General features: G+C 36.8%; 16 protein-coding genes and 1 riboswitch. All 16 genes read left to right on the top strand.

The genetic code is table 11. The features are described from left to right. The first annotated feature begins 47 nt into the window (after nucleotides 1-47). The 16 genes from rpsO (at nucleotide 48) to JFU23_RS06845 (ending at nucleotide 18,786) form a co-directional block, all read left to right on the top strand. The gene (gene rpsO / locus JFU23_RS06920) at nucleotides 48-317 is read left to right on the top strand and encodes a 30S ribosomal protein S15 (protein ID WP_001229392.1); all 270 of its coding nucleotides are present in this window, start codon (nucleotides 48-50) and stop codon (nucleotides 315-317) included. A gap of 161 nt (nucleotides 318-478) precedes the next feature. Beyond that, nucleotides 479-2,647: a polyribonucleotide nucleotidyltransferase gene (gene pnp / locus JFU23_RS06915; protein WP_002137924.1), complete on the top strand. Its 2,169-nt coding sequence runs from the start codon at nucleotides 479-481 to the stop codon at nucleotides 2,645-2,647. Nucleotides 2,648-2,801: 154 nt separating this feature from the next. Continuing rightward, complete coding sequence (locus JFU23_RS06910) at nucleotides 2,802-3,701, top strand: polysaccharide deacetylase family protein (RefSeq protein ID WP_085312222.1); 900 nt, start codon at nucleotides 2,802-2,804, stop codon at nucleotides 3,699-3,701. A gap of 86 nt (nucleotides 3,702-3,787) precedes the next feature. After that, the gene (locus JFU23_RS06905) at nucleotides 3,788-5,029 is read left to right on the top strand and encodes a M16 family metallopeptidase (protein WP_002088150.1); all 1,242 of its coding nucleotides are present in this window, start codon (nucleotides 3,788-3,790) and stop codon (nucleotides 5,027-5,029) included. A 135-nt stretch (nucleotides 5,030-5,164) separates the two neighbouring features. Beyond that, a complete protein-coding gene (locus JFU23_RS06900) occupies nucleotides 5,165-5,413 on the top strand; it encodes a YlmC/YmxH family sporulation protein (protein ID WP_002014571.1) in 249 nt (82 codons plus the stop codon). 171 nt (nucleotides 5,414-5,584) lie between these two features. Continuing rightward, nucleotides 5,585-6,487, top strand: a complete 903-nt coding sequence (dpaA, locus tag JFU23_RS06895; RefSeq protein WP_002088148.1) for a dipicolinic acid synthetase subunit A — start codon at nucleotides 5,585-5,587, stop codon at nucleotides 6,485-6,487. Beyond that, nucleotides 6,484-7,083 carry a dipicolinate synthase subunit B gene (gene dpaB, locus JFU23_RS06890; RefSeq protein ID WP_002111357.1) on the top strand — a complete coding sequence of 200 codons (600 nt, stop codon included), beginning with the start codon at nucleotides 6,484-6,486 and terminating at the stop codon, nucleotides 7,081-7,083. The genes dpaA and dpaB overlap by 4 nt, the downstream gene beginning before the upstream one ends. Nucleotides 7,084-7,232: 149 nt before the next feature. After that, nucleotides 7,233-8,279 carry an aspartate-semialdehyde dehydrogenase gene (gene asd / locus JFU23_RS06885; RefSeq protein WP_201031671.1) on the top strand — a complete coding sequence of 349 codons (1,047 nt, stop codon included), beginning with the start codon at nucleotides 7,233-7,235 and terminating at the stop codon, nucleotides 8,277-8,279. A 23-nt stretch (nucleotides 8,280-8,302) separates the two neighbouring features. Then, nucleotides 8,303-9,535: an aspartate kinase gene (gene dapG / locus JFU23_RS06880; RefSeq protein WP_002088068.1), complete on the top strand. Its 1,233-nt coding sequence runs from the start codon at nucleotides 8,303-8,305 to the stop codon at nucleotides 9,533-9,535. Nucleotides 9,536-9,546: 11 nt separating this feature from the next. Further along, nucleotides 9,547-10,425, top strand: coding sequence for a 4-hydroxy-tetrahydrodipicolinate synthase (dapA, locus tag JFU23_RS06875; protein ID WP_002014579.1), 879 nt, complete (start codon nucleotides 9,547-9,549; stop codon nucleotides 10,423-10,425). 608 nt (nucleotides 10,426-11,033) lie between these two features. Further along, nucleotides 11,034-12,704 (top strand): ribonuclease J, encoded by a 1,671-nt coding sequence (locus JFU23_RS06870; RefSeq protein WP_201031670.1) that lies wholly within the window; start codon nucleotides 11,034-11,036, stop codon nucleotides 12,702-12,704. Nucleotides 12,705-12,806: 102 nt separating this feature from the next. After that, on the top strand, nucleotides 12,807-13,556 hold the full coding sequence (gene tepA / locus JFU23_RS06865) for a translocation-enhancing protein TepA (protein ID WP_002014582.1): 750 nt from the start codon (nucleotides 12,807-12,809) through the stop codon (nucleotides 13,554-13,556). Beyond that, nucleotides 13,553-13,756 (top strand): YlzJ-like family protein, encoded by a 204-nt coding sequence (locus tag JFU23_RS06860; RefSeq protein WP_002088064.1) that lies wholly within the window; start codon nucleotides 13,553-13,555, stop codon nucleotides 13,754-13,756. Before tepA ends, JFU23_RS06860 begins: the two co-directional genes overlap by 4 nt. Before the next feature lie 214 nt (nucleotides 13,757-13,970). Beyond that, nucleotides 13,971-16,355, top strand: a complete 2,385-nt coding sequence (locus JFU23_RS06855) for a DNA translocase FtsK (RefSeq protein WP_201031669.1) — start codon at nucleotides 13,971-13,973, stop codon at nucleotides 16,353-16,355. Nucleotides 16,356-16,558: 203 nt separating this feature from the next. After that, nucleotides 16,559-16,660, top strand: a riboswitch (purine riboswitch). Nucleotides 16,661-16,893: 233 nt separating this feature from the next. Beyond that, nucleotides 16,894-17,619, top strand: a complete 726-nt coding sequence (locus JFU23_RS06850) for a GntR family transcriptional regulator (protein WP_002088063.1) — start codon at nucleotides 16,894-16,896, stop codon at nucleotides 17,617-17,619. 90 nt (nucleotides 17,620-17,709) lie between these two features. Continuing rightward, nucleotides 17,710-18,786, top strand: coding sequence for a BMP family lipoprotein (locus tag JFU23_RS06845; protein ID WP_002128714.1), 1,077 nt, complete (start codon nucleotides 17,710-17,712; stop codon nucleotides 18,784-18,786). The last annotated feature ends 21 nt before the right edge of the window (nucleotides 18,787-18,807 follow it).

The following is an 18,807-nucleotide window of genomic DNA, read 5'->3' as shown; positions in this document are numbered from 1 at the left end:
ATGCTTGCTAGGTAACTGGGGGTTTAATTATTAGGAGGTGAAATAGGATGGCTTTAACACAAGAGCGTAAAAATGAAATCATTGCACAATTTAGAACTCATGAGACTGATACTGGTTCTCCAGAGGTTCAAATTGCTGTCCTAACGGAGCAAATTAACACTCTAAACGAGCACTTACGTACTCACAAGAAGGATCATCATTCACGTCGTGGTCTATTAAAGATGGTTGGTAAACGTCGTAACTTACTTACTTACCTTCGTAATAGCGATATCACACGTTACCGTGAATTAATCACAAAGCTTGGCTTACGTCGATAGTCAAAGAAGCGGGAATATTCCCGCTTTTTTGTTAGGTAAAAATATATCTTCTACTCTTTATAGCTTACTTAATTTTCGGCAATACTAGAGGAAAGAATATTGTGATATACTACCCATTTACATAGAAGAATTGAATATTTTAAATTGAGAGGGGTACTTAAATGAGTCAGGAAAAGCAAGTCTTCTCGATAGATTTAGCTGGTCGTCAGCTAACAATTGAAACAAGTCAGCTTGCAAAACAAGCAAACGGAGCAGTATTAGTAAGATATGGCGACACAGCAGTTCTATCTACAGCAACTGCATCAAAAGAGCCAAAAAATGTAGATTTCTTCCCGCTTACAGTAAACTATGAAGAGCGTTTATATGCAGTCGGAAAAATCCCAGGCGGTTTTATTAAGCGCGAAGGCCGTCCAAGTGAAAAAGCAATTTTAGCAAGTCGTTTAATTGACCGTCCAATCCGTCCACTTTTCGCAGATGGTTTCCGTAATGAAGTACAAGTTGTCAGCATCGTAATGAGTGTTGATCAAGATTGTTCTTCTGAGATGGCAGCTATGCTTGGTTCTTCATTAGCATTATCTATTTCAGATATTCCATTTGAAGGTCCAATCGCAGGTGCGACAGTTGGTCGTATTAATGGCGAGTTCGTTATTAATCCAACAGTAGAACAGCAAGAACAAAGTGATATGCACCTTGTTGTAGCTGGTACGAAAGATGCAATTAACATGGTTGAAGCAGGAGCGGATCAAGTACCTGAAGAAACAATGTTAGAAGCAATTATGTTTGGACACGATGAAATTAAACGTCTAATTGCATTCCAAGAAGAGATTGTACAAGCTGTCGGTAAAGAGAAAACAGCAGTGAAACTTTATGAAGTGGATGCTGATTTGAACCAAGCTGTACGTGAAATGGCTGAGACAGATATGCATTCTGCAATTCAAGTGCACGAAAAACATGCACGTGAAGATGCAATTAGCGTAGTGAAAAAGCGTGTAATTGAGCATTACGAAGCTGAGGAAGCTGATGCTGATACATTAGGACAAGTAAGTGAGATTTTATATAAAATTGTAAAAGAAGAAGTACGTCGTCTTATTACAGTTGAAAAAATCCGCCCAGATGGTCGTAAAGGTGACGAAATTCGTCCTTTAGCATCAGAGGTTGGCATTTTATCTCGTACACATGGTTCTGGTTTATTCACACGTGGACAAACGCAAGCATTAAGTATTTGTACATTAGGTGCATTAGGCGATGTGCAAATTTTAGATGGTCTAGGTGTAGAAGAGTCAAAACGCTTTATGCACCATTATAATTTCCCTTCATTTAGTGTTGGTGAAACAAGACCAATGCGTGGACCAGGTCGTCGTGAAATTGGTCACGGAGCACTAGGAGAACGAGCTCTTGAACCTGTACTTCCATCTGAAAAGGATTTCCCATATACAGTTCGTCTTGTATCTGAAGTATTAGAGTCAAATGGTTCTACTTCACAAGCAAGTATTTGCGGTAGTACATTAGCGATGATGGATGCGGGTGTACCACTTAAAGCACCAGTTGCTGGTATTGCAATGGGTCTAGTGAAATCTGGTGAGCATTACACAATTTTAACAGATATTCAAGGAATGGAAGACCATTTAGGTGATATGGACTTTAAAGTAGCAGGTACTGCAAAAGGTGTAACTGCACTACAAATGGACATTAAAATCGATGGTTTATCTCGTGAGATTTTAGAAGAAGCATTACAACAAGCGAAAGTTGGTCGTATGCACATTCTAAATCACATGTTATCTGTTATCGCTGAACCTCGCATTGAGTTATCTGCGTATGCTCCGAAGATTATTACAATGGCAATTAACCCAGATAAAATTCGTGATGTTATTGGACCAAGTGGTAAACAAATCAATAAAATCATTGAAGAAACTGGCGTTAAAATTGACATCGAGCAAGATGGTACAGTATTCATTTCATCAATTAATCAAGAGATGAATGAAAAAGCGAAGAAAATTATCGAAGATATCGTTCGCGAAGTACAAGTAGGCGAAATCTACTTAGGAAAAGTTAAACGCGTTGAAAAATTCGGTGCGTTCGTTGAATTATTTAGCGGTAAAGATGGACTTGTTCACATTTCTGAACTTGCACTTGAGCGTGTAGGTAAGGTAGAAGACGTTGTGAAAATCGGTGATGAGATTTCAGTTAAAGTTATCGAGATTGACAAACAAGGTCGTGTAAACTTATCTAGAAAAGTATTGCTAAAAGAAGAGCAAGAAAAAGAAGCAGCTAAAGAAGAAGCAGCTAAAGAAGAAGCAGCTAAAGAAGAAAACGCACAAGAGCAACAATAAGTGAAAGCCAGTTTAGCTGGCTTTTTTTGTTATGTAAAAAATGTGATTTATTTAGATTTTTATGTGAGTATAGGTATAGTTTTCATCATAACGCTCAAATTAACAAAGATAAGAAGAAAATGGTTTCTTTTTTATAGTTAATGGGAGGGTTTATATGAAAGCTCGTATATTAGCGTACATATTTATATTTTCTTTATATATGGGTTGTGGCTTTTATTCCGTTTTTGCGCAGGATAACTTGCATGAAGAGATTCAAAAGCATGTAAAACAGTACGAGATTATGCCGCAAAATGCGATGATTGATAAGATTTGGAAGGCGACGCCTGGGTATAATGGAAAACAAGTGGATATAGAAGCGTCCTATAATAATATGAAGAAAATCAAGAAGTTTGATCAAAAACAACTTGAATTTAAGGAAGTATCACCGAGTGTTCACTTAGAAGATTTACCACCAGCTCCCATTTATCGAGGACATCCAAATAAAAAGATGGTGGGATTAACAATTAATGTGGCCTGGGGTAATGAGTATTTGCCACGTATATTAGAGATATTGAAAAAACATGATGTGAAGGCGACTTTCTTTTTAGAAGGACGCTGGGTGAAAGAAAACTTACGATTTGCTAAAATGATTGTCGATGCAAATCAAGAAGTAGGAAATCATTCTTACACACACCCTAATATGAAAACGCTGTCTACAGATGAAATACGAGATCAATTACAAAAAACGAATCGAATGATAGAAGCAGCTACAAATCAGAAAGTGAGATGGTTTGCTCCGCCAAGTGGAAGCTTTCGGGATGAGGTAGTAAAAATAGCGGATGATTTCCAAATGGGGACGATTATGTGGACTGTAGATACAATTGATTGGAAGCGGCCAGAACCGGGTGTACTATTGCAGAGAGTAATGCGAAAAATACATCCAGGTGCTATTGTGCTAATGCATCCTACTTCATCTACAACAGAAGCGCTAGATACTATGATTAAAAATTTAAAGGAACAAGGATATAAAGTGGGGAATATTACAGAATTACTAGATGAAAAACGTGTGGATTAAATACATTTGCATGACATTCATCTCTAAACTTGTTATCATTAAATAATAGCAATTATTTAGAGAAACTGGCATTAGGAGGAAAGTTTTTGATTAAAAAATATACGTGTAAAAATGGTGTAAGAATTGTTATGGAGAATATACCAACTGTACGCTCGGTTGCGATTGGTATATGGATCCACGCAGGTTCAAGAAATGAAAATGAAAAAAATAATGGGGTTTCGCACTTTTTGGAACATATGTTCTTTAAAGGGACAGAAACGCGAAGTGCAAGAGAGATTGCAGAATCATTTGATAGCATTGGTGGACAAGTAAATGCTTTTACTTCAAAAGAATATACATGTTACTATGCGAAAGTGCTAGATGAGCATGCTAAATATGCATTAGATGTTTTAGCAGATATGTTCTTTAATTCAACATTTGATGAGGAAGAACTGAAAAAAGAGAAGAATGTTGTATGTGAAGAAATAAAAATGTACGAAGATGCGCCAGATGATATTGTGCATGATATGTTAACGAAAGCAACATATGAAACGCATCCGCTTGGATATCCTATTTTAGGAACAGAAGAAACGCTTGAAACATTTACAGGTGATACGTTACGTCAATATATGAAAGATCATTACACACCTGAAAATGTTGTTGTATCAATTGCAGGGAATATTGATGAAGCATTTTTACAAACTGTAGAGCAATATTTCGGTAGTTACGAAGGGACAACAAATCGTGAACAAGTACATAGCCCAATTTTCCATTTCAATAAAGTAGCACGTAAGAAGGAAACAGAACAAGCTCATTTATGTTTAGGATATAAAGGTTTGCAAATGGGACACGAAGATATTTATAACTTAATTGTATTAAATAATGTTTTAGGCGGTAGTATGAGTAGCCGTTTATTCCAAGAAGTACGTGAGCAACGCGGGTTAGCGTACTCAGTGTTCTCTTATCACTCTTCTTATGAAGATACAGGAATGTTAACACTTTACGGTGGAACAGGTAGTAAACAATTAGATACACTGTATGAAACAATGCAAGAAACGTTAAATACGTTGAAAAATACAGGTATTACAGAAAAAGAGCTTGTTAACAGTAAAGAACAATTAAAAGGAAACTTAATGTTAAGTTTAGAAAGTACGAATAGTCGTATGAGCCGTAATGGTAAAAACGAATTGCTCCTTCGTAAACATCGTTCTCTTGATGAGATTATTGAAAGTGTAAACACTGTAACAAAGCAAAATGTAGACGAGTTAATTCGCAATATGTTTACCGATGAATTCTCTGCGGCACTTATTAGTCCAGATGGAAAACTGCCAAAAGGAATGAAACTTTAATCGATCTTGTAATTCATTCGCTTTCGGAAATAACCGTATCTCTTTTATATGAGATACGGTTATTTTTTTTATATATGCAGAATAGGTACTTATTATAGGATAACCTTCATAAAAAGTAGGATAGGGGGAGATTTAATGCGTTTAAGTGAATTAAGTGGCAAAGAGATTGTGGATTTAGAAAGAGCAGAAAAAATGGGAGTTTTAGGTCATGCAGATTTAGAAATTGATGAGAGAGATGGAAAAATACAAGCGCTTATTATACCTGCTGGGAAATGGGGAGGTTTTAAAAGAGAACAGCAAGAAGTGAGAGTAGAATGGAGCAAAATAAAGAAGGTTGGAAATGATATGATACTTTGCGATCTTACGAACCATTCAAGATCATAGTGAAAGATGACCATTTTGGTTGTCTTTTTTTATCTTTATATAAAGAAGATAAATCACGTGTGCTTTTTGTTTTTCAATCACCTCAAACTCGTACATTACATATGATGTGGAGGAAAAAGAAAAAGTAGGCATTTTTCTTATAAATGAAAGAAAAAGAAGGTGAATTAGGGAATGTTGACTGAGATGCATATTGCTGTCATAGGAGGAGATGCACGGCAGCTAGAAGTAATTCGCAAGCTAGTCGAACTGGACGCGAAACTTTCATTAATAGGGTTTGAACAGTTAGATCATGGCTTCACAGGGGCAGCAAAGGAAAGTATACAAGATTTAAATTTCACTTCTTTAGATGCAATTATTTTGCCGGTTGCAGGGACGAATGCCAGAGGAGAAGTAGATACTATTTTTTCAAATGAAAAAGTTTCCATAACGAAAGAACAAATTGAAAAGACGCCAGAAAACTTCACTATATATTCAGGTATTGGTACACCTTACTTGGAAAATCTCGTAGCTACTACAAATCGCAAACTTGTAAAATTATTTGATCGTGATGATGTTGCAATCTATAACTCTATTCCGACCGTAGAAGGTACACTAATGATGGTTATTCAACATACTGATTACACAATTCATGGATCGAATGTAATGGTTTTAGGATTTGGTAGAACTGGTATGAGTGTTGCAAGAGCCTTTCAATCATTAGGAGCACATGTCAAAGTTGGAGCGAGACGTTCGGAACATATTGCTCGTATTACAGAAATGATGTTTTCTCCTTTTCATATGCAAGACATAGAGAAAGAAGTAGGTAATATCGATATTGTTATTAATACAATTCCGCATCTCGTTGTGACAGCGAATGTTCTTTCAAAAATGCCAGCTCATACGCTAGTTATTGATTTAGCTTCTAAGCCAGGTGGCACGGACTTTCGCTATGCAGAGAAGCGTGGAGTGAAGGCACTATTAGCACCTGGTCTTCCTGGGATTGTTGCACCGAAAACAGCAGGACAAATATTAGCGAATGTTCTTTCTCAGTTATTAATAGCGGATGCAATCGCAAAGGAGGATGATGAGAAATGAGTTTGAAGGGAAAACGAATTGGTTTCGGATTTACAGGGTCACATTGTACGTATGAAGAAGTTATGCCACATTTAGAGAAGTTAATTGCAGAAGGTGCAGAAGTACGTCCCGTTGTTTCTTATACTGTCCAATCAACAAATACTAGATTTGGCGAAGGGGAAGAATGGATTAAAAAGATCGAAGAAATAACCGGTTTTAAGGCAATTAATTCAATCGTTGGCGCAGAGCCACTAGGACCGAAAATTCCACTAGATTGCATGGTGATTGCACCACTAACAGGGAATTCGATGAGTAAATTTGCAAATGCAATGACAGACTCTCCAGTATTAATGGCAGCAAAAGCGACGCTTAGAAATGGAAAGCCTGTTGTGTTAGCTGTTTCGACGAATGATGCGTTGGGGCTTAATGGAGTAAACCTCATGCGCCTAATGGCTACAAAAGACATCTACTTCGTACCATTTGGCCAAGATGCACCAGAGAAAAAACCGAACTCAATGGTAGCTCGTATGGAATTACTTGAAGATACAGTATTGGAAGCACTACAAGGAAAACAATTACAACCTGTTGTTGTAGAAAAATTCAGATATATGAATTAAAAAACGAAAAAAACGTACAATTTTTGTTGAAACCATCATTCTTACTGTAGAATATGATAAAATTAACGTTATTAAGATTAGAGGGGGCATTGTAAGCTCCTTCTAATTCTAAGTTATAGAAGGATTGGTATCTAGAAAGGGGCATAGTGATGGAAAAGCAAAAAACTTTTCATGTCGCTGTAGTTGGAGCAACCGGCGCAGTTGGTGAACAAATGTTAAATACTTTAGAGAAACGAGAATTTCCAATTGGGAAGTTAACGTTACTTTCATCTAAACGATCTGCAGGTAAGAAACTTGTATTTAAAGGCGAAGAATTTACAGTTCAAGAGGCAACTCCTGAAAGTTTTGAAGGAGTAGATATTGCACTATTTAGTGCAGGTGGATCTGTATCGAAACAATTAGCGCCAGAAGCAGCAAAGCGCGGTGCAATTGTTGTTGATAATACAAGTGCATTCCGTATGACAGAAAACGTGCCACTTGTTGTACCTGAAGTAAATGAAAATGATTTAAAAGAACATAATGGTATTATTGCAAATCCAAACTGTTCTACAATTCAAATGGTAGTAGCTCTTGAGCCAGTTCGCCAGCAATATGGTTTAAAACGAGTAATCGTTTCCACATATCAAGCTGTATCAGGTGCTGGTGCGGCAGCTATTGAAGAACTTCATGAACAATCACAAGCAATCTTAAATGGCGAAGAAGTAAAGGCGAATGTTTTACCTGTATCAGGTGACGAAAAGCATTTCCAAATCGCTTTTAATGCTATTCCACAGATTGATAAATTCCAAGATAATGGATTTACATTCGAAGAAATGAAAATGATTAATGAAACGAAAAAAATTATGCATATGCCTGAATTAGAAGTAGCTGCGACATGTGTACGTTTACCAGTTGTATCGGGTCATTCCGAGTCTGTATACATTGAAGTAGATAAAAAAGGCGTAACAGTAGAAGAAATGAAAAACTTACTTGCAAATGCAGAAGGTATTGTACTGCAAGATAATCCAGCAGAGCAGTTATATCCAATGCCAGCTACTGCAGTAGGTAAAAATGAAGTATTCGTTGGAAGAATCCGTAAAGATTTAAATAATGATAAAGGATTCCACCTTTGGGTCGTATCTGATAACTTATTAAAAGGCGCTGCATGGAATTCTGTTCAAATTGCAGAGCGCTTAGTAAAATTACAATTAGTGTAAACGGCTAAGAGAAGGTGCAAAATATGAAAATTATTGTTCAAAAATTTGGTGGTACATCAGTACGTGATGACAATGGGCGCAAGCATGCGCTTCACCATATAAAAAAATCGTTAGCTGCTGGTTATAAAGTAGTTACTGTTGTATCAGCAATGGGCCGTAAAGGTGAACCGTATGCAACTGATACGTTATTAAGTCTTGTAAATCAAGAGGAACCTAATATTTCTAAACGTGAGCAAGATTTATTATTATCATGCGGAGAATTAATCTCAGCAATTGTTTTCTCTAACATGTTGAATGAGAATGGTATAAAAGCAGCAGCATTAAATGGTGCGCAAGCTGGTTTTGTAACGAATAATGACTTTACGAATGCTAAGATTATTGAAATGAATTGCGATCGTATACATGAAGAGTTACAAAATGTAGATGTTATCGTCGTGACTGGATTCCAAGGTCAAACGAAAAATGGAGATACGACAACACTTGGACGCGGAGGTAGTGATACCTCAGCTTCAGCATTAGGTGTTGCGCTTCATGCTGAATATATCGATATCTTCACAGATGTTGAAGGTGTTATGACTGCGGATCCTCGTATCGTAAAAGATGCACGTCATCTTCAAACTGTAACATATAACGAGATTTGTAACATGGCTTATCAGGGTGCGAAAGTTGTTCATCCGCGTGCGGTTGAAATTGCGATGCATGCAAAAGTACCACTTCGTGTACGTTCTACGTATTCTGATAGTGAAGGTACGCTTATTGCGGCATATGATGGTGCTACAAAAGGGCAGGATGTAGAAGAACGTCCTGTTACAGGGATTGCCCATGTGTCAAACGTAACGCAAATTAAAGTGCTTGCAAAAGAAACTGCATATGATTTACAACAACACGTGTTTAAAGAAATGGCTAATGAAGGGATTAGTGTGGACTTAATTAACATTTCTCCTACTGGTGTAGCTTACACAGTAAAGGATAGTGTATCAGCGCGTGCAGTTGAGGTTTTAAAGCAACTTGGATATGATCCAGTGGTGACAGAGCATTGTGCGAAGGTTTCTATCGTTGGTGCTGGAATGGCAGGTATTCCAGGGGTTACAGCGAAAATTGTCACAGCTTTAGCGGAAAAAGGTATTCAAATTCTGCAATCAGCAGATAGTCATACGACAATTTGGGTTCTTGTAAAAGAAGCCGATTTAGTGGAGGCTGTGAATGCATTACATAGTGCATTTGAGCTTTCAAAAGAAAAGCAACTGGAACAATAAGGAGTGAGATCATGATAGATTTTGGGACAATTGCAACCGCGATGGTAACACCGTTTGATAAAAATGGTAATATCGATTTTGCAAAGACAACGAAATTGGTAAATTATTTAATTGATAACGGTACAACAGCAATCGTGGTAGGAGGGACGACTGGAGAATCTCCTACATTAACATCAGAAGAAAAAGTAGCGTTATATCGCCATGTCGTATCTGTTGTCGATAAAAGGGTGCCCGTCATCGCTGGAACAGGTAGCAATAATACGCATGCTTCTGTCGATTTAACAAAAAAGGCAACTGAAGTTGGTGTTGATGCAGTTATGCTAGTGGCACCGTATTATAATAAACCGAGTCAAGAAGGGATGTACCAGCACTTTAAAACAATCGCTGAAAGCACTCCGCTTCCGGTAATGCTATATAATGTTCCAGGACGATCTATTGTACAAATCTCCGTTGATACAGTTGTTCGTTTATCAGAAATAGAAAACATTGTTGCGATTAAAGATGCAGGCGGCGATGTATTAACAATGACAGAAATCATTGAAAAAACAGCGGACGACTTTGCAGTATACAGCGGTGATGATGGTTTAACATTACCAGCTATGGCAATTGGAGCAAAAGGTATTGTTTCTGTAGCATCTCATGTTATCGGGAATGAAATGCAAGAAATGATTGCTGCATTCCAAGCTGGAGAGTTTAAAAAAGCGCAGAAATTACATCAATTACTAGTAAAAGTAACGGATGCACTATTTATGGCGCCGAGCCCAACACCAGTAAAAACAGCATTACAAATGGTGGGATTAGATGTAGGTTCTGTACGTTTGCCACTTCTTCCATTAACGGAAGAAGAAAGAATAACGTTACAATCCGTAATGCAATCTATTCCTCGTTAATAAAAATGACCTAGTGTGAAACTAGGTCATTTTTATTTTGACTAACTATATGTAAGTGATGAAAATTAGCTATAGTTAATAGGCTGTAATAAGAAGGGGGTGGCAGGGGGGAGAATTAGTAAGAAACTGATTACAGAGATAAGATTTTTTTAGTGAATATCGTTTCATGTTTATGTAAAGAATTTACATGAATATTTTTCCATCAAACTCTTATTACGTAGGGAAAATAGTAAAACTGATATGAATTTTGCCCTCTTAAATTATAATCTCATTTTAATGTCTTCTCTTGTCTTTCGCATAATTTAACTTGTGTTCTATTTCTTGTATCAGTTATAATATGGCTAAGTAGCTTAGTACGGGTATGCTTAGCAAAATTGGTAAAAATTAAGATTTAATGAAATTTTCATATCATATCGAATAAGATATTTGATTTATATAATGAAAGAGAGGTGAAACCTGGTTTAAAAAATTAACAAGGACATGATATCGCATAACGGTAAGGACATTCGTCTTGGACGGTGAATATATGGTGGTTGTAGAGTTTCCCCTGGTGTCTCTGCAATTTTAGTGAAATCAGTGTTTGCAAGATTTTTAAACCAGGCAACAACATGAAGAGAAAAGAGAATGAGTCTGTTAAAGTATTTGCTCTTGGCGGAGTAGGTGAAATCGGAAAAAACATGTACTGTGTTGAAATTGATTCTGAAATCTTTATTGTAGATGCCGGATTGATGTTCCCGGGAGATGAAATGTTTGGGATTGATATTGTTATTCCTGACATTACATATTTAGTAGAAAATCAAGAGCGAGTAAAAGGACTATTTATTACCCATGGTCATGAAGATCATATTGGTGGAATTGTTTATGTGCTTCGTAAATTATCTATTCCAGTATATGCGACGAAATTAACGGTAGGACTTATACAAGAAAAGCTTGGCGAAGCAGGAATGTTAGGCCGTGTAGACTTAAAAACAATTGACTCGAATTCAACAGTAGAGTTTAATTCAACAAATGTGTCATTCTTCGGAACGACACATAGTATTCCGGATTCTGTGGGTGTTTGTTTCCATACATCAAAAGGTGCTGTAGTATATACAGGAGACTTTAAATTTGATCAAACTCCAATCGGAAATAGTGGAGCAGATATTGGGAAAATGGCACAAATTGGAAATGAAGGCGTACTTTGCTTGTTATCTGATAGTACAAACGCTGAACGTCCTGGTTATACAGGTTCGGAAAAAGAAGTTGGTATAGAGATTTCTAAAGTATTCTATAGTTCAGAAGGACGTATTATTGTTGCTTCATTTGCCTCCAATGTACACCGTATTCAACAAGTGTTTGATGCAGCTGCTGAAACTGGAAGGAAAGTAGCGGTAGTAGGACGTAGCATGGTGAAAGTGGTAGATATTGCAAGACGTCTTGGTTATTTAGATGTTCCAGAAGGTATGGTTATTTCATTACAAGAAATAGACAATTTCCCGGAAAAAAAGGTAGCTATCTTAACGACTGGTAGTCAAGGGGAACCGATGGCAGCCCTTTCTAGAATGGCGAAACAAGCTCATAAACAAATTTCAATTCGTAAAGGTGATACTGTTATTATTGCAGCTTCTCCAATTCCAGGAAATGAAGTATCTGTATCAAAAATTATTGACTTGTTATTTAGATCTGGTGCTGAGGTTATTTATTACGGTGAAAGAAAAGTTCACGTTTCAGGTCATGGTAGCCAAGAAGAATTAAAGCTGATGATAAATTTAATGAAGCCGAAGTATTTTGTACCCGTACATGGTGAGTTCCGTATGCAAAAAGCACATGCGTATTTAGCGGAAGATGTAGGTATTAAGAGAGAAAATATCTTTATCGTAGAAAAAGGCGATGTAATTGCTTTTGGTGACGATGAAGCAAAATTAGCTGGTAAAGTGCAAGCTGGTAATGTTTTAATTGATGGATTAGGTGTAGGTGACGTCGGTAACATCGTTCTTCGAGATAGAAAGATGTTATCTCAAGATGGAATTTTAGTTGTTGTTGTAACACTTGGTAAGGATGAAAAGAAAATAATCTCTGGTCCAGAAATTATTTCACGCGGCTTTGTATATGTTCGTGAATCGGAAGCATTAATCGAACGATCCACAGATATTGTACGTATGATTGTTGAACAATCAATTAAAGAATATACAATTGAATGGTCTATGTTGAAACAAAATATTCGTGAATTATTAGGGCAGTTCTTGTACGAAGAAACGAAGAGAAAGCCAATGATTTTACCGATTATTATGGAAGTATAAAGAAGGTCACCTTTACAGGTGATCTTTTTCTTTTTTAACCCTATCGAATGAAATTCATAACTTAAGAAATAATAGTTATATACGAGTGAAAGGGGATGCGATATGACAGAACGTGATCGTTATACAAATGAAGAAAAAGAAGCTGAGCCGAAAGAAGTTCCAAAAGAGGCTTCTATAGTGGAGAAAATTCAGCAACTTGGACAGACAAATGTACCACAAATGAATGAATCGCGTATTCATTGCTTAACAATTGTTGGGCAGGTGGAAGGTCATATTCAGTTGCCACCACAAAATAAAACAACAAAATATGAACACATCATTCCGCAAATTGTCGCGATTGAACAAAATCCAAAAATTGAAGGTTTACTGTTAATATTAAATACAGTTGGGGGTGACGTTGAAGCTGGATTAGCGATTTCTGAAATGGTGGCTTCGCTTTCAAAACCAACTGTATCTCTTGTTTTAGGAGGAGGGCATTCAATCGGTGTACCGATTGCGGTCTCAACTGATTATTCATTTATTGCCGAAACAGCGACGATGACAATTCATCCGATTCGTTTAACAGGTCTTGTTATAGGTGTGCCACAAACATTTGAGTATTTGGATAAAATGCAAGAAAGAGTCATTCGATTTGTGACAAAGCATTCGAAAGTAACGGAAGATCGTTTTAAAGAGCTTATGTTTGCAAAAGGGAATTTGACGCGAGATATTGGGACGAATGTAATAGGTGGAGATGCAGTGAAGTATGGTCTTATAGATGGTGTCGGTGGTATTGGTAGCGCACTTCGAAAATTAAACGAATTAATTGATGAACGCAAGGATAATAGTACAGAAGGGACAATGCTACAATGATTTTATATACAATTATGCCAGAGCAACTTGTGTATCCGGCCGATTATTCACAATGCGAAAGTCAAAAAGTTGTGAATATAAATGGCGTGGAATTAGTGGTTTCTGAGGAGGATAATCAATGTTACTCTATTGTACGTGTATTAAGTACGAATCCGTCTCACTACCTAGAGTTTGAGCCTGGACAGAAAATTACCTTTTAGCAAAAAGAAGGATTTTGTTTAGGAGCTATGGTATAATATAAAAAACAAGACGGTTGAGCAGCCATGAGTAGGCTGCTTTCTTCTGTTTATTTAACATTTTACAAGAAGTGTAAAAATAGAAGATATAAAGACCTGAAAAATAGAGAGAAAGACATGTAAGTAGAGCTTTTTTATAAGAAAGTTGTACTTAATTTTTAGAACACGAGGTGAAGAAATGGCAAAACAAAAGCAAAGAGGGACGAAGGCTAAGGCAAGACGTACGATAAAGCCAACTTTGTATTATGAAATCGTCGGGTTGACTCTTTTTGCACTTTCGATTATTACGATTTTACAGCTAGGTGTTGTAGGGAAATCGTTTGTGTTATTTTTTCGCTTCTTCTTTGGTGAGTGGTACATAATTGGTGTGTTAGGTGTAATAGCTTTATCTGTTGCGTTTGTAATAAAGCGGGGATGGCCCAACCTTTTAAATAAACGGCTAATAGGTGTTTATTTAATTGTACTAGCAATATTAATGTTTAGTCATATTACATTATTTAACCTGCTTACGAAAGATGGAGCTGTACAAAATACTTCTGTAATTGTTAGTACAAAAGATTACTTCTTCCTTGAAATGAAAAAGGGCCCGGATAGTGTTCATTTAGGTGGTGGTATGTTCGGTGCATTGATGTTCGCAACGTGCTACTTCTTATTTGACGAAGTAGGGGCATATATCATTGGAATTATTTTAGTTATTCTTGGAATACTTTGTATAACAAATAAACATATTGGAGAAGTACTTGCTCCGGTAGGGAGAATTCTTAGAAGTCAGTTTCAAGTAATGCAAGGGGATTATAAAGATTGGAAATCTCAAAGGGTTGCCGAGCAAACTGAAAAGAAAAAAACAACAAGAAGCAAGAGGCGTGAACGTGTTGCTGAACAAGAAGAAGCTATTGAGCCAGTAGAAGAAATAGAAATTGGTCCACCAATTATTTCGAATTTTACTGAGAATTATCCAGTACGTGAAGAGACGGAAAAGCAGCTAGAAGAAAATGATTTAATCACTCCTCCGTTTATTGAAGAGGCAGTTCCGCCTGCGCCAGAAGAACAACCTCACAAGAAACGAGGAGAAAAAATCGTTGAATCGCTAGAAGGTGAAACGAAAGCACCTCCTATGCAATTTTCTAATGTGGAAAATAAAGATTATAAGCTTCCTTCGCTTGATATATTAAAGTTTCCCCAAAATAAGCAAGTTACAAATGAAAATGCGGAAATTTATGAAAATGCTCGTAAATTGGAACGTACATTCCAAAGTTTTGGTGTGAAAGCGAAAGTAACAAAAGTACATAGAGGTCCTGCAGTTACGAAATATGAAGTGTATCCTGATATGGGAGTAAAGGTAAGTAAAATTGTTAGTTTAAGTGATGATTTAGCGCTTGCTTTAGCAGCGAAAGACATTCGTATTGAAGCACCTATTCCCGGGAAATCAGCTGTAGGGATTGAGGTTCCGAATTCAGAAGTTTCTATGGTAACGCTGAGAGAAGTTCTTGATTCAAAGGCGAATAACCACCCAGAAGAGAAGTTATTAATCGGTCTTGGACGTGATGTTACAGGAGAGGCTGTATTGGCACGTTTAAATAAAATGCCCCATTTATTAGTAGCTGGTGCGACTGGTAGTGGAAAGAGTGTATGTATTAATGGAATTATTGTAAGTATTTTAATGCGTGCAAAACCGCATGAAGTAAAATTAATGATGATTGATCCGAAAATGGTAGAGTTAAATGTATATAACGGTGTTCCGCACTTATTAACACCAGTCGTAACTGATCCGAAAAAAGCATCACAGGCTTTGAAGAAAGTTGTGAGTGAAATGGAGCGTCGTTATGAATTATTTGCGCATAGCGGTACGCGTAACATTGAAGGATATAATGATTATATTAAAGAACATAATAGCCAATCGGAAGCGAAACAACCTGAATTACCATATATTGTAGTAATTGTGGACGAGTTAGCTGATTTAATGATGGTTGCTTCTTCGGATGTAGAAGATGCGATTATGCGTTTAGCGCAAATGGCACGTGCTGCTGGTATTCATTTAATTATTGCGACTCAGCGCCCGTCAGTTGATGTTATCACAGGTGTTATTAAAGCGAATATTCCATCGCGTATTGCATTTGCTGTATCTTCCCAAATAGATTCTCGAACGATTCTTGACGGTGGTGGTGCAGAAAAGTTGCTAGGTCGTGGAGATATGTTATTCATACCAATTGGTGCATCGAAACCTGTTCGTGTACAAGGGGCATTTTTATCAGATGATGAAGTTGAGAGAGTCGTAGAATCTGTTATTGCGCAGCAAAAAGCGCAATATCAAGAGGATATGATTCCACAAGATGTTCCTGAAACAAAGCAGGAAGTAGAAGATGAATTATACGATGAAGCGGTTCAGCTTGTAGTAGAAATGCAAACAGCATCTGTTTCTATGTTACAACGTAGATTTAGAGTAGGATATACGCGAGCAGCTCGTTTAATTGATGCCATGGAAATGAATGGTGTAGTAGGTCCTTATGAAGGTAGTAAACCAAGGGGAGTACTCATTAAAGATGTGCAAGAAAAAAGTTCTTAAAAAAAGCCTAATTGTTTTTACAATTAGGCTTTTTTATATGCTGTTTTTGTTATATACTATAGTCATCGACTAAGAAAGGGCTTACATTTTTAAGGGTCCTTTAGAATACGAATGCTTATCGTTTTGGTTTTCAAAACGTTCGATATTTAATGTAGAAAAATGTTGAAATCTGTTGACACATATGGGAGCAAGTGGTAAGATTACTTCGAAAAGAATCACTGCCTCATATAATCTTGGAGATAAGGTCCATAAGTTTCTACCTGGCAACCATGAATTGCTAGACTATGAGGGGAAAAGTGTGTAACAAAGGATGTAAGGAATCTTTGTGCCGAACTTTTTCTCTATATGAGAAATGTTTATGGTACAAAGTTTTTTTTATGGAATAAAGTGTGAAAATTTCATCTTGAAAAATTATTAATATTTGTTCGATAATTACGCTTATTTTTAGTATTTAGTAATTTATACTATGTTGTAAGTTGAAAAAAGAGAAAAGAAGTCTTACATCAGAGGTCGAATAATTGAAATGCGGGGGAGTCTTATGTCAGTAAAATCCGATAGTCGTCACCTATATTTGCGGGTGATTGATCACATCAAAGGAAAAATTAAAGATGGGGCTTACAAAGAAAAACAAAAGTTACCTTCAGAGTTTGATCTAGCGAAAGAACTTGGTGTAAGTAGGGCAACTTTAAGGGAAGCACTACGTATTTTAGAAGAAGAAAATGTTGTTATTCGTAGACATGGTGTAGGGACATTTGTAAATGCGAAGCCGTTATTTTCTTCCGGAATAGAGCAACTTTCTAGTATTACAGATATGATTTCTAGTGTGGGGAAAACACCAGGAACAATCTTTTTATCATCATCTACAACAACTTTAACAGAAGAAGAAAAAGAGAAATTTAATTGTGAAGATGCTTTTAGCGCAGTAATGATTGAACGTGTTCGTACAGCGGATGGGGAACCAGTTGTATATTGCATTGATAAACTGGCAAAAGAGATATTACCAGATTTATCGGGATACAATGAGGAATCGCTGCTTACAGTAATACATAATAATACGCACAAGCGTATCACATACGCAGTTGCTCACATTGAACCGATTGGTTATCACCCGAAAATTTCACCGATTTTAGAATGTGAACCTGAAACGGCACTGCTAGTTTTAAAACAAATGCACTATGATCAAAATGATGAGCCAATCTTATATTCTATTAATTACTTTAGAGCTGATAAGTTTAGCTTCCACGTATTAAGAAAACGTATGTAGGGAAGTTCCTTTTTAGGGAGGTGACAGCAAGAAGTAAGGGACAGCAGCGTATGAATCATTAGACAAAACATTTCAGGAGGGGTTTCTAGTATGAAGAAAAAAACAGGTCTTTTATTATCGTTAACGTTAGCAGCAAGTACAGTGTTAGGTGCATGTGGTAACTCGGATAAAGCGGATAGTGACAAAAAAGGGGATAAAGAGTTTAAGGTTGGTATGGTTACAGATGTTGGGGGCGTTGATGACAAATCATTTAACCAATCAGCTTGGGAAGGTTTAACGAAATTTGGTAAAGACAACGATTTAAAGAAAAATGAAGGATATCGTTACCTTCAATCAAGTAAAGATGCTGATTACATTCCGAATTTAACGAAATTTGCGAAAGATCATTATAACACAACATTTGGTATCGGCTACTTAATGGAGAAATCAATTGAAAAGGTGGCTGAACAGTATCCAAAAGAGCAATTTGCGATTGTAGATACAGTTGTAAAGAAGCCGAACGTAACAAGTATTACATTTAAAGACCATGAAGGTTCATTCCTAGTTGGAGCTGTAGCAGCGATGACAACAAAATCAAATAAAGTTGGTTTTGTTGGTGGTGTGAAGAGTCCGTTAATTACAAAATTCGAATCAGGTTTTAAAGCTGGTGCAAAAGCAGTAAATCCAAATATCGAAATTGTATCACAATATGCTGATGCATTTGATAAGCCAGAAAAAGGATCTGTATTAGCTTCAGCAATGTACGGTCAAGGCGTTGACGTAATTTACCATGCTTCAGGTGCAACTGGTAACGGTGTATTCACAGAAGCGAAAAACCGTAAGAAAAAAGGTGAAAATGTTTGGGTAATCGGTGTTGACCGTGACCAAAATCAAGAAGGCATGCCTGAAAACGTAACTTTAACTTCAATGGTAAAACGTGTTGATGTTGCAGTAGCAAAAGTAGCGCAAGAAGCGAAAGATGGTAAGTTAAAAGGCGGTAAAGTAGAAGAGTTCGGCTTAAAAGATGATGGCGTTGGTATTGCGAAAACAACTGATAATGTGAAAAAAGTAAACCCAGAAATTTTAACAAAAATAGAAGAGTTTGAGAAGAAAATCACTGCTGGTGAAATTAAAGTACCTGCGACTGATGATGAATATAAAGCATACGAAGCTGCTCTAAAGAAATAATGATAGAGCAATAGCAAAGGT

The sequence above is a fragment of the Bacillus sp. TH50 genome (genome assembly GCF_016650565.1).
Classification (GTDB): Bacteria; Bacillota; Bacilli; order Bacillales; family Bacillaceae_G; genus Bacillus_A; species Bacillus_A mycoides.
Note: the sequence above shows the minus strand (reverse complement) of the source record. Positions and strands in the feature narration are given on the sequence as shown.

What these genes read in the sequence shown, in the direction of transcription:
- pnp (WP_002137924.1), top strand. Translation starts at nt 479, where the DNA reads ATGAGTCAGGAAAAGCAAGTCTTCTCGATAGATTTAGCTGGTCGTCAG.
- dapA (WP_002014579.1), top strand. Translation starts at nt 9,547, where the DNA reads ATGATAGATTTTGGGACAATTGCAACCGCGATGGTAACACCGTTTGAT.
- rpsO (WP_001229392.1), top strand. Translation starts at nt 48, where the DNA reads ATGGCTTTAACACAAGAGCGTAAAAATGAAATCATTGCACAATTTAGA.
- JFU23_RS06855 (WP_201031669.1), top strand. Translation starts at nt 13,971, where the DNA reads ATGGCAAAACAAAAGCAAAGAGGGACGAAGGCTAAGGCAAGACGTACG.
- JFU23_RS06845 (WP_002128714.1), top strand. Translation starts at nt 17,710, where the DNA reads ATGAAGAAAAAAACAGGTCTTTTATTATCGTTAACGTTAGCAGCAAGT.
- tepA (WP_002014582.1), top strand. Translation starts at nt 12,807, where the DNA reads ATGACAGAACGTGATCGTTATACAAATGAAGAAAAAGAAGCTGAGCCG.
- JFU23_RS06870 (WP_201031670.1), top strand. Translation starts at nt 11,034, where the DNA reads ATGAAGAGAAAAGAGAATGAGTCTGTTAAAGTATTTGCTCTTGGCGGA.
- asd (WP_201031671.1), top strand. Translation starts at nt 7,233, where the DNA reads ATGGAAAAGCAAAAAACTTTTCATGTCGCTGTAGTTGGAGCAACCGGC.
- JFU23_RS06860 (WP_002088064.1), top strand. Translation starts at nt 13,553, where the DNA reads ATGATTTTATATACAATTATGCCAGAGCAACTTGTGTATCCGGCCGAT.
- JFU23_RS06850 (WP_002088063.1), top strand. Translation starts at nt 16,894, where the DNA reads ATGTCAGTAAAATCCGATAGTCGTCACCTATATTTGCGGGTGATTGAT.
- JFU23_RS06900 (WP_002014571.1), top strand. Translation starts at nt 5,165, where the DNA reads ATGCGTTTAAGTGAATTAAGTGGCAAAGAGATTGTGGATTTAGAAAGA.
- dpaB (WP_002111357.1), top strand. Translation starts at nt 6,484, where the DNA reads ATGAGTTTGAAGGGAAAACGAATTGGTTTCGGATTTACAGGGTCACAT.
- JFU23_RS06910 (WP_085312222.1), top strand. Translation starts at nt 2,802, where the DNA reads ATGAAAGCTCGTATATTAGCGTACATATTTATATTTTCTTTATATATG.
- dpaA (WP_002088148.1), top strand. Translation starts at nt 5,585, where the DNA reads ATGTTGACTGAGATGCATATTGCTGTCATAGGAGGAGATGCACGGCAG.
- dapG (WP_002088068.1), top strand. Translation starts at nt 8,303, where the DNA reads ATGAAAATTATTGTTCAAAAATTTGGTGGTACATCAGTACGTGATGAC.